This window comes from Tissierella sp., from assembly GCF_032104385.1.
Taxonomy (GTDB): domain Bacteria; phylum Bacillota; class Clostridia; order Tissierellales; family Tissierellaceae; genus Tissierella.
Genome location: NZ_DAMCHJ010000017.1, coordinates 42939 through 53378, shown reverse-complemented (window position 1 = coordinate 53378; position 10440 = coordinate 42939). Strand labels below are relative to the sequence as shown.

Annotated in this window: 9 protein-coding genes; 1 reads left to right on the top strand and 8 read right to left on the bottom strand. The window is 30.9% G+C overall.

Annotated elements, in window-relative coordinates; translation table 11 throughout:
- Positions 1-302: 302 nt before the first annotated feature.
- Positions 303-1214 carry a selenium metabolism-associated LysR family transcriptional regulator gene (locus tag RT714_RS13905; protein WP_313758425.1) on the top strand — a complete coding sequence of 304 codons (912 nt, stop codon included), beginning with the start codon at positions 303-305 and terminating at the stop codon, positions 1212-1214.
- 12 nt (positions 1215-1226) lie between these two features.
- Here RT714_RS13905 and RT714_RS13900 read toward each other — a convergent pair whose 3' ends face one another.
- The 8 genes from RT714_RS13900 to RT714_RS13865 all read right to left on the bottom strand — a co-directional run bounded on the left by RT714_RS13900 (position 1227) and on the right by RT714_RS13865 (position 10402).
- Positions 1227-1886 carry a response regulator transcription factor gene (locus tag RT714_RS13900; protein WP_313758424.1) on the bottom strand — a complete coding sequence of 220 codons (660 nt, stop codon included), beginning with the start codon at positions 1884-1886 and terminating at the stop codon, positions 1227-1229.
- 4 nt (positions 1887-1890) lie between these two features.
- Complete coding sequence (locus RT714_RS13895) at positions 1891-3051, bottom strand: sensor histidine kinase (RefSeq protein WP_313758423.1); 1161 nt, start codon at positions 3049-3051, stop codon at positions 1891-1893.
- A gap of 6 nt (positions 3052-3057) precedes the next feature.
- A complete protein-coding gene (locus RT714_RS13890; protein ID WP_313758422.1) occupies positions 3058-3516 on the bottom strand; it encodes a chemotaxis protein CheW in 459 nt (152 codons plus the stop codon).
- Positions 3517-3696: 180 nt separating this feature from the next.
- The gene (gene hutI, locus RT714_RS13885) at positions 3697-4971 is read right to left on the bottom strand and encodes an imidazolonepropionase (protein WP_313758421.1); all 1275 of its coding nucleotides are present in this window, start codon (positions 4969-4971) and stop codon (positions 3697-3699) included.
- 11 nt (positions 4972-4982) lie between these two features.
- A complete protein-coding gene (gene ftcD, locus RT714_RS13880) occupies positions 4983-5879 on the bottom strand; it encodes a glutamate formimidoyltransferase (RefSeq protein WP_313758420.1) in 897 nt (298 codons plus the stop codon).
- A gap of 16 nt (positions 5880-5895) precedes the next feature.
- Positions 5896-7923: a urocanate hydratase gene (locus RT714_RS13875; RefSeq protein WP_313758419.1), complete on the bottom strand. Its 2028-nt coding sequence runs from the start codon at positions 7921-7923 to the stop codon at positions 5896-5898.
- A 12-nt stretch (positions 7924-7935) separates the two neighbouring features.
- The gene (gene hutH / locus RT714_RS13870; RefSeq protein WP_313758418.1) at positions 7936-9465 is read right to left on the bottom strand and encodes a histidine ammonia-lyase; all 1530 of its coding nucleotides are present in this window, start codon (positions 9463-9465) and stop codon (positions 7936-7938) included.
- A gap of 490 nt (positions 9466-9955) precedes the next feature.
- Positions 9956-10402 (bottom strand): MarR family transcriptional regulator, encoded by a 447-nt coding sequence (locus tag RT714_RS13865; RefSeq protein ID WP_313758416.1) that lies wholly within the window; start codon positions 10400-10402, stop codon positions 9956-9958.
- Positions 10403-10440: the final 38 nt, after the last annotated feature.

The following is a 10440-nucleotide window of genomic DNA, read 5'->3' as shown; positions in this document are numbered from 1 at the left end:
ATACTCTCTTTTCCAAGAGTTGTCAACTGTTTTTTTGAACTTTTTTAAGTCTTTAATTTTCCATTAAATAACTTTAAAGTTTGAACACTGACAATTTATAACTATACACGGTTTTTATCTTTTTGTCAATAATTATTTTCTCTTTAATTTAGTAATGTATATTAATTAAATTAATAATAGAAGTTTGTTTTATAGATATTTTATATTGTAATTTTTTTTATATCTTTGTTAGAATAGTTGTAGATTTATATATATTATTTGTTACAATAGAGTTGGAGTAATAATTCAAATGAGGTGATGGAATGGATTTTAGGCAATTAGAAACATTTGTTGAAGTCGCAAAATTAAAAAGTTTTTCCAAGGCAGCTGAGAAACTTTTTATTACTCAACCTACTGTGACTAATCATATTCAAAACTTAGAAAAAGAACTTGGTACCCTATTAATAAATAGATTTGGAAAGAAAATCACATTGACGGATGCAGGTAATCTATTATATAAGTACGCTATAAATATATTAAATTCTTGTGAAATGGCAAAGTTTGATTTGGCTTCCTATCAAGGTAAGATACAGGGACACTTACATATCTATTCAAGTTCTGTTCCTAGAAAGTACTTACTTCCTACTATAATTAAAAATTTCTTAAATAATTATCCTGATGTATCCTTTACTGTAGGAGATAAAGACTCTAAAAAAGTTATAAGAGGAATTTTAGACGGTGAAACAGACTTTGGTATTCTAGGTGCTAAGTTTCCTTCAAATAATCTTAGATATATTGACTTAATGGAGGACAGATTAGTATTAGTCACTCCTAATTCCCCTGATTTTCCTGGTGAAAATTTTTCTTTTATTAGCAAAGATATATTATTCAGAGAAAAAATCATATTTAGGGAAGAGGGTTCTGGCACTAGATCCTTAGTTGAGAGCATATTGGAAAGAGCTAAGTTTCCCATAAACAAGCTAAATATAGCCGCTTATGTTGAAGACACAGAAGCAATTAAAGAGTTAGTTTCTCTTGGTATAGGTATTAGCTTTTTATCAGAAAAGGCTGTACAAGATGATTTAACACTTAAAAAATATAAAGTTTTCTACGTTGAAGATTTAGATTTTATTAGAAAGTTCTATTTTGCCTTCCATAAAAATAGACAGTTATCCCCCCTTAGCGAAGCTTTTAAAAACTATATATTAGAATTTGTAAAAGACCAGAAGAAATAATTCATCTGGTCTTTATAATTTTTTTATATTATTTTTATATGCAAATATTGCAGCCTGAACTCTATCATTTAAATCAAGTTTTTTAAAGATATTGGATACATGATTTTTTACAGTTTTTTCACTTATGTATAGACTATCAGCAATATCTTTATTATTTAAGCCTTCAGCTATTAAAATAAGTATTTCATACTCTCTTTTTGTAAGTGAATTGATTTTATCAATACTAGTATTAAAATATTCATCATAATTTGTTGATTTACTTACCAGTTCAGCAACGCTTGATTGGATATAATTTTCACCCTTTGCAACGCTATGAATTCCCCTAATTAAACTATCTGCACTTGAATCTTTTAACATATATCCATTTGCACCTAATTTTAATGTCTTTAAAATATATTCCTTATCCTCATGTATAGTTAAAATAATAATTTTTGATTTTATGCCCATATCTTTAAATTTCTTCAAAGCTTCGATCCCATTTAGCTTAGGCATATTTATATCTAATAATATTATATCTGGATTTAATTCCATAGCCATGATAAAAGCTTCCTCACCATTACCAGCTTGTCCGATAACAGTTATATCCTTTTCTAATTCTAATATTTGTTTTATTCCTTCTCTTATTAATGCATGATCATCTGCAATTATAACACTGATAATTTTTTCCTTCATTAATCTAGTCCTCCCCATTTAAAGGTATGAATAAACTTATTTTAGTCCCTAAATTTAAAGAAGATATTATGTGGAGGCTTCCATTTAGCAATTCTACCCTCTCTTTTATATTCATTAATCCAAATCCACTTGACATTAAATTAGATCCTTCTTTATAATTTTCCATATTAAATCCTATTCCATCATCTTTAATAGACAAATTAACTTTAGAAAGAGATTTTTCAATTATAATGACAGCGGACTTTGCTTTTGCATGCTTTCTAATATTGCTTAAAGATTCTTGAATAATTCTAAAAATGGCTATTTGTATAACTGACTCCAAGTCATTAAATTTTCCACATGTCTTAAGAACTACTTTTATTGCAGTATCTTCTTCAAATATAGATATATATCTTTCTAATGTGGGAATAAGTCCAAGATCATCTAAAGACATGGGTCTTAAATCATATATTATCTTTCTAACATCCTTTAAAGTCCATCTAATTACTTCTTTTAAGCTATGAATTTCATTTTTAGCTCTATCTTTATCTATATCTAATAATTTCTCACATAACTCAGCCTTTACTATAACATTTGCTAAGGATTGGGCTGGTCCATCATGAATATCTCTGGCTAACCTACTTCTTTCCTCTTCTTGTGCTTCTATAATCTTAATATTCATATAATGTTTTTTACTTAATTCATCTACAGTTACTGCAATATTTCCCGCATTTCCCATTAGGTATTCCACTGCAACAGTAATTTGTTTATTAATATTTTCCGCTTTTTTATATACTTCATAAGAATTTTTCAATCTAATTTCAATTTCTTTTCTTCTCTCTATTAGATTTTTTTCTTCTTCTCTTTTCAGCAAAAGTTCAATTCTAATTCCATTAGCCAAATCATAAGCATCCTTAATATCGCTTTCATTAAACAGCTGAAAATTCTTGCTTTTATGAGATAAATTTACACGACTTTTTTTATCAAGTCCTTCTAATCTTTCCACTTGTGCAAATACTTCTTTAATCTTAGTTTGAAGGGACTTAAGCTCATCTTCTAATCTCTTGCATTCTAATCTTGAATGATTTACTATTTCAAATATCTCATCTTTAGTACCATTTATAGAATCAATAGTAGCTTCCAATATTTCATTCAATCTTTTAATGCTCATTTGCTTTGATTCCATAATGCACTAAACCTCTAATTTTTGTATTTCTTCTATCTCATCTGCTGATAAAATCTTTTTAAGATCTATCAAAATTAAAAGTCTTTTTTCATCTAACTTTCCCACACCTGTTATATATTTCTTATCCACTCCACTGATAAATGAAGGTGCAGGGTCTATCTGCTCATCATTCACTCTAAGGGTTTGAGAAGCTTCATCCACTATAAATCCAATTTCTTTTTCATCTAAATTAATAACTATAATTCTAGTGTCTTTTGTCACCTCAAATTCTCCCAATGCTAATCTCTTCTTTAAATTAATAATGGGTATGACATTCCCCCTATAATTTATAACACCTTCGATAAATGATGGTGTATTAGGTAAAGAAATAGATTCTTCATAAGAACTGATTTCCTTTACATTCATTATATCAATACCAAATTCACCTTTACCCAATTTAAAAACCACATATTGATTTTCAGCCACTGATTATACCTCCTTTTGTTTTAATTTAATCTACTTAAATCATACCTCCACTATTATCTATCATATACTTTTTTATCCAAAGAGTCTATATTTTTCATAGTATTTCAGTAATGATTTTAGAATTGAATTTAAGTAAAAAGACTTTTAGATTATAATTATAATCTAAAAGTCTAAATTAATTTAAATATTAATCTTATTGTCCCTATATACAGTTTTACCTTTTTTTACTACTGTATCTACATGATTTACTCCAAAATGATATAGAATGTATTCCAAATTTGGAGCATCAAAAATTACTATATCTCCTTGCTTTCCTATTTCAAGACTACCGATTTCACTTTCTAGTCCTAATGCTGCAGCTCCATTAATAGTTACAGCCGTTATTACTTCTTCAGGAGTTAATTTCATAATTAATGATGCGAAACTCATTACAAGCTGTAAGTTTTCCGTTGGACAACTTCCAGGATTATAATCTGTAGATAAAGCCACTGGCACACCTCTTTCTATCATCTCTCTAGCCCTAGCAAACTTTCCAGTTTGCAAATTAAAACTAGTACCAGGAAGTAGGTTCGCTATAACACCTTTTTTTGCCATTTCTTCAATTCCAGTATCACTGGCTGCTATTAAGTGATCTGCTGTAATGCATCCTATTTCTGCTGCTAATTCAGCCCCACCTAATGGCTCAATTTCATCTGCATGAAGTTTAGGCTCCATACCATATTCCTTAGCAGCAAGCAATATTTGTCTAGATTGTTCTATGGTAAATACGCCTTCTTCACAAAATACATCACAGAACTTCGCTAGTTTTCTTTCAGCTACTTTAGGAAGCATATCATTAATAATAATGTCTACAAAATCATCTGGATTATTTTTATATTCTTTAGGTATAGCATGAGCTGCCATAAAAGTTGAAACGATATCAACTGAATGATCTGTATTTAGTTTATTAGCAACTTCCAATTGTTTTAACTCAGTGTCAAAGTCATCTATTCCATATCCGCTCTTAGCTTCAATTGTTGTTACTCCAAATCCAAGCATAGTATCTAAACTTTTCTTGGCTTTATTATATAATTGTTCAAATGTTGATTCTCTAGTTGATTTAACGGTAGAATGAATGCCTCCACCTGATGCCAGTATTTCTAAATATGGTACTCCTTTTAATTTCATCGCTAATTCATTTTCTCGAGAGCCTCCATGTACCAAGTGAGTATGTGAGTCAACTAAGCCAGGGGTTACTGTCTTACCATTACCATCTAAAAACACCGTATTTTCATCTATAATAATATTTGATGGTAATTCTCCCTCACCCACATAAATTATTTTTTCCCCATTCAAGGCTAGTATACCATTTTTTATTATACCTATATCCTTTAAAGAGTCCTTAATTCTAGGTTTATTGGCTCCCTTTAAGGTTATTAAATTGTCTATATTTTTAATCACCAATGTAGCTTTCATTTTATATCACCTTATTCCATCATTCTTTTTTCTAAGATTTGACTATGGTCAAAGTTCTCTACTCTTAAATAGTAGTCTGCTACATCGATCATGGCTGCCATAGGCAATAATCCTATTATTTCACTGCCTATAACGTTTACTCCATATCTTTTAGCTTCTCTTTCTATTGTATCAAATACTCTAAACAGTGGTGTTTTAGTATAGTCTACCATATTCATTGTAACTTGAACTATGCCTCTTTCCTTAATTTCTATGCCAAGTGCCTTACAATATTTGAATCCTCCGCTGCTTGCTCTTATGGACTTCGCAATATTTTTAGCTACATTAATATCATTTGTTCCCAAATTCACATTAAAGGCTACTAAAGGCATTCTTGCTCCTACTGCTGTAACTCCTGATTTCTCATTTAACTCCATTGGCCCAAAATCTGGAGCCCAATCTGCATCTTTTAATTTGTCGGCCATTCCCTCGTATTGTCCACGCCTTACATCAGCTAGATTTTCGCGACTTGGCGTTTGTGCAGATTTTTCATATAAATATACTGAAATATTAATCTCTTCTCCTATTCTCTTCCCTAATGTCTTTGACAGTTCAATGCATTCTTCCATTGTAACATCTGATATTGGAATAAGTGGTATAACATCAGTAGCACCCATTCTAGGATGTTCTCCTGTGTGGTCTCTCATATCTATTAACTCAGATGCTACCTTACATGCATTAAAAGCTGCTTGTATTACTTTTTCTGGTTCACCAATAAAAGTAACTACTGTACGATTATGATCCTTGTCCATAGAATAATCTAATAGCTTTACATCTTCAACTATTCTAATCTCTTCAACTATTTTCTCAATAATTCCTTTATCTCTTCCTTCACTGAAATTAGGTACACATTGAATAATTCTAGCCATTTTCATCCTCCTATAATTATTTTTTTAATTTATCTTCGACTAATTGTCTAACTAATTTTTCATCGGCCACATATGGAATTGTAATATGATCTGTATCTTTAAATTTATTATTATATTCAATACAAGTGGATATTGAGTTTTCATTTCTAGCCCAAGCCCTTCTTGCTACTCCACCCATTACGTCCCATGGCATTGAAGTTTTTAATATATTATCTACTCTTTCAGAACCATCTAATACCATTCCGAACCCACCGTTAATTGATTTTCCTATACCTACTCCTCCACCATTATGAAGTGCAATAAGGCTCATTCCTCTAGCAGCGTTGCCTGCGAAACATTGTGTAGCCATATCTGCCATAATATTACTCCCGTCCTTAATATTAGCAGTTTCTCTAAATGGTGAATCTGTACCACCTGTATCATGATGGTCTCTACCTAACATTATAGGTCCTACCTCTTTATTCCTTACCATTTCATTAAATTTTAATGCTATTTCAGTTCTGCCTAATGCATCTTGATATAAAATTCTAGCTTGAGTACCTACAACAAGTCCATTAGCCTCAGCATCTCTTATCCATATATAATTATCCCTATCTTGACCGCGTCTCGTAGGATCTATGCACTCCATAGCTGCCTTATCAGTCTTGATTAAATCTTCATGTTTTCCGCTTAAGCAAACCCATCTAAATGGCCCATATCCATAATCAAATAACATAGGTCCCATAATATCTTCTACATAAGATGGGAATATAAATCCTTCTGATTCATCTATTCCATTTTTAGAAATTTCCTTTGCTCCTGCATCATAAACAGCCTTCATAAAACTATTTCCATAATCAAAGAAATATGTTCCTCTTTCTACTAATTTCTTAATTAGCTCAAAATGATGTATTAAAGATTTATTTACTAGCTCAATAAATTTTGACTTATCTTTTTCCAGCATTTCTGTTCTTTCTTCAAAACTTAATCCTTGTGGACAATAGCCTCCATCATAAGGTGCATGACATGAAGTCTGATCTGATAATAATTCAATTTTAATATTATTATTTACTGCATATTCTAATAAATCTACAATATTACCATGGTATGCAATAGCTACTGATTCTTTTTTGTCCATAGCTTCATGAGCATATTCAAATAGTTGTTTTAAATCATCAAAGGAGCTGTCTATCCATCCTTGATCTAATCTAGTCTTTATTCTTGAATAATCTACTTCTGCTATAATCCCTACACCATTTGCTATTTTAGTTGCTTTACCTTGTGCACCACTCATACCACCTAATCCAGAACTTACAAATAGGTGTCCTCTTAAATCACCATCTTCTTTTACTCCTAGTTTCATTCTTCCTGCATTTAATATAGAGTTATATGTTCCATGAACAATTCCTTGAGGTCCTATATACATCCAGCCTCCTGCTGTCATTTGTCCATAATTTGCAACTCCCATAGCTTGTGCTTTTATCCAATGTTCCTGGTCATCAAAGGCACCTATCATAAGTGCATTTGTAATAATTACTCTAGGACTTGTAAGAGATGATTTAAATAATCCAACGGGATGACCTGATGCAACTACAAGCGTTTGTTCATCGGTTAATTCCTCTAAATACTTCTTAATTAATCTATATTGCATCCAGTTCTGACAAACTTGGCCTGTTTCTCCATAGGTAACTAATTCATATGGATATAATGCCACATCAAAGTCAAGGTTGTTATCAATCATTACTTGGAAAGCTTTTCCTTCTATGCATTTGCTTTGATATTCATCTATTGGTTTGCCCTTAATATTACCTTCTGGTCTATATCTATATCCATAAATTCTCCCATGAATAAATAACTCATCTAAAAATTCTGGTGCCAATTTCTCATGCAGTTCTTCTGGTATATATCTTAGGGCATTTTTAAGTGCAATTTCTATTTCTCTTTGGGTCAAATTTAATTCTCGCTTTGGAGCTCTTCTAATTCCTTCTTCAAACTTAGGTACTGGTGGCAATTCATTTCCCAACTTAATAGTCATTGCTTCAGAAATTTTCAAATTCTTAATCATAAAATCTCCTCCTTATAGTAATATTCCTACTTCTTCTTCGATTTCATTTACTATTTTCTCAGATTTAATTATGTCCTCACATTTATTAATATCTAGATACATCACTCTGTCATCTTCAATAAATTCGATATTATCTCTTATTATATTATAAGCTATATTGCTTCCTTTTCCCAATCCTTTATTACCTCTTAAATCAATTGCTTGACAAGCAGCTAATATTTCCATAGCAATGACCTTTCTCACATTTTCCATTATCTCTCTAGCTTTTCTTGCAGCAATTGTTCCCATAGATACATGGTCTTCTTGGTTAGCAGATGATGGTATGGAATCTACACTAGCTGGATGTGCCAATACTTTGTTTTCTGATACTAAGGATGCTGCAGAATACTGCACTATCATAAACCCTGAGTTAAGCCCTCCTTTATTAACTAAGAATGCAGGTAATCCATTACTTAAGGAAGGATTTACTAGCCTTTCAAGCCTTCTTTCAGATAAATTAGCTAATTCAGATAATCCTATTCCTAAAAAATCAAAGCTTAAAGCCATTGGCTGCCCATGGAAATTTCCACCTGAAATAACTTCTTCCTCTTCAACAAAGATTAAAGGATTATCTGTTGCTGAATTCATTTCAATTTCAATTTTTTCTTTTACATATTTAAAACAATCTTTACTTCCTCCATGTATTTGAGGTATGCATCTTAATGAATAAGCATCTTGTACTCTAATCTCTCCTTGTCGAGTAGTCATTGAACTCTCTTTAAGTAAAGCCAATAGGTTTTTGCCTGTATTAATTTGACCCTCATGTGCTCTTACCTTATGAACTCTAGAATCAAAAGCATCTGTAATTCCATTTAATGCTTCAATAGTTAAGGATGCCGCAATATCAGCTGTTTTGCTAAGCATTATAGCATCATATATGGTCAAGGCTCCTATGGAAGTCATTACTTGAGTTCCATTGATTAACGCCAGCCCTTCTTTAGAAGTTAATTCAATGGTTGATATATTTGCTTTTTCCATTGCTTCTTTACCAGACATTCTTTTACCCTGATATATAGCTTCTCCTTCTCCTATCATAACCAATACCATATGAGCTAATGGTGCTAAGTCACCACTTGCACCTAAAGAACCTTTTTCTGGAATAATCGGATGAACTCCTTTATTTAACATTTCAACTAAGGTATTTAATGTAGATAATCTTATTCCTGAAAAACCTTTAGATAATGCATTTGCTCTAAGTAACATAATCCCTCTAACTATATCTTCCTCTAGAGGATTACCTACTCCACAAGCATGGCTTATTATAAGGTTTCTTTGTAATATCTTAGTTTCTTCACCAGTAATAACTACATCACTAAATTTACCAAATCCTGTAGTTATACCATAAACAACCTTGTTTTCATCTACAAACTTATCCACTAATGTACGAGCCCTTTCTACCCTAGTTACTGCTTCCTCACATAGCTCTACTTCTGCACCTAATCTAGTTACTCTTATAAACTCTTCTAAAGCTAAACTATTGCCGTCAATAAATACTTTTTCCATAATACAACCCTCCATTCAATTTCATTAATATATTTCACTACCTAATTAAAGTGTATTTAAAAAACCACAGAAATATCTGTGGTTTTTAAATTTAATGTATTTTCTTAAAATAAATAGTTTTTTAGACATAATCTCCCCTACTTTTAAATGATGGAAAATTTTCTAAAGCTTTTATTAATTATAACATATTATACTATAAAATAGTAACTATTTTTATTTATATTATAGCTGAAATATATTTAGCTGTTGATATTTTTTCTACATATATTTGAAAGCTTCTTCAAACTCATAATTCTTTATGTATCATCAAAATTAGATTGAAAATATAAATCTGAGTAACTATCTACTTTTAAATACCAACTCCCATTATTATTAGTAATCCCTCAGTAGATACGAAATATCTTGTTAAATCTTCATATTCCAGAATTTCTTCTGCCTTAATGTCTATTGTCAATAATCCTCATAAGATCACCTTTTTTTATATCTGATCTTATGTTTCATCTTTCATGGCCTCATAAAGAGCCTTCAAGCCTAGATTCAATTTATCTTTATCCTCATCACTAAAATCACTTAATTTACCCCTTAGAAAATCAATACGCTTATTAAGTACTTTTTCCAAAATATCATAGCCCTTAGGAAGGACTTCCACTCTTACAACTCTCTTATCTTTTTCATCCTTTTTTCTGATTACTAAATCTGACTTCTCCATCCTATCTATGAGATCTGTAATGGTACTACATGCTAAAGCCATCTTTTGACTCAATTCCCCAATAGTCATATCTCCATAATTTATTAGAATTTGTAAAGCTGAAAATTGTGGCACAGTAATATTAAAGTCAGATAATATCTCTCTACCTTTTCTCCTTATAATATAATCTACTTTTCTTAGATGTTTTTCTATATTAGCTACATTTTCACAGCTTACATTTTCATCCATCAAAATCCTCCTCTTTATTTTACATAAATTGCTAAAAA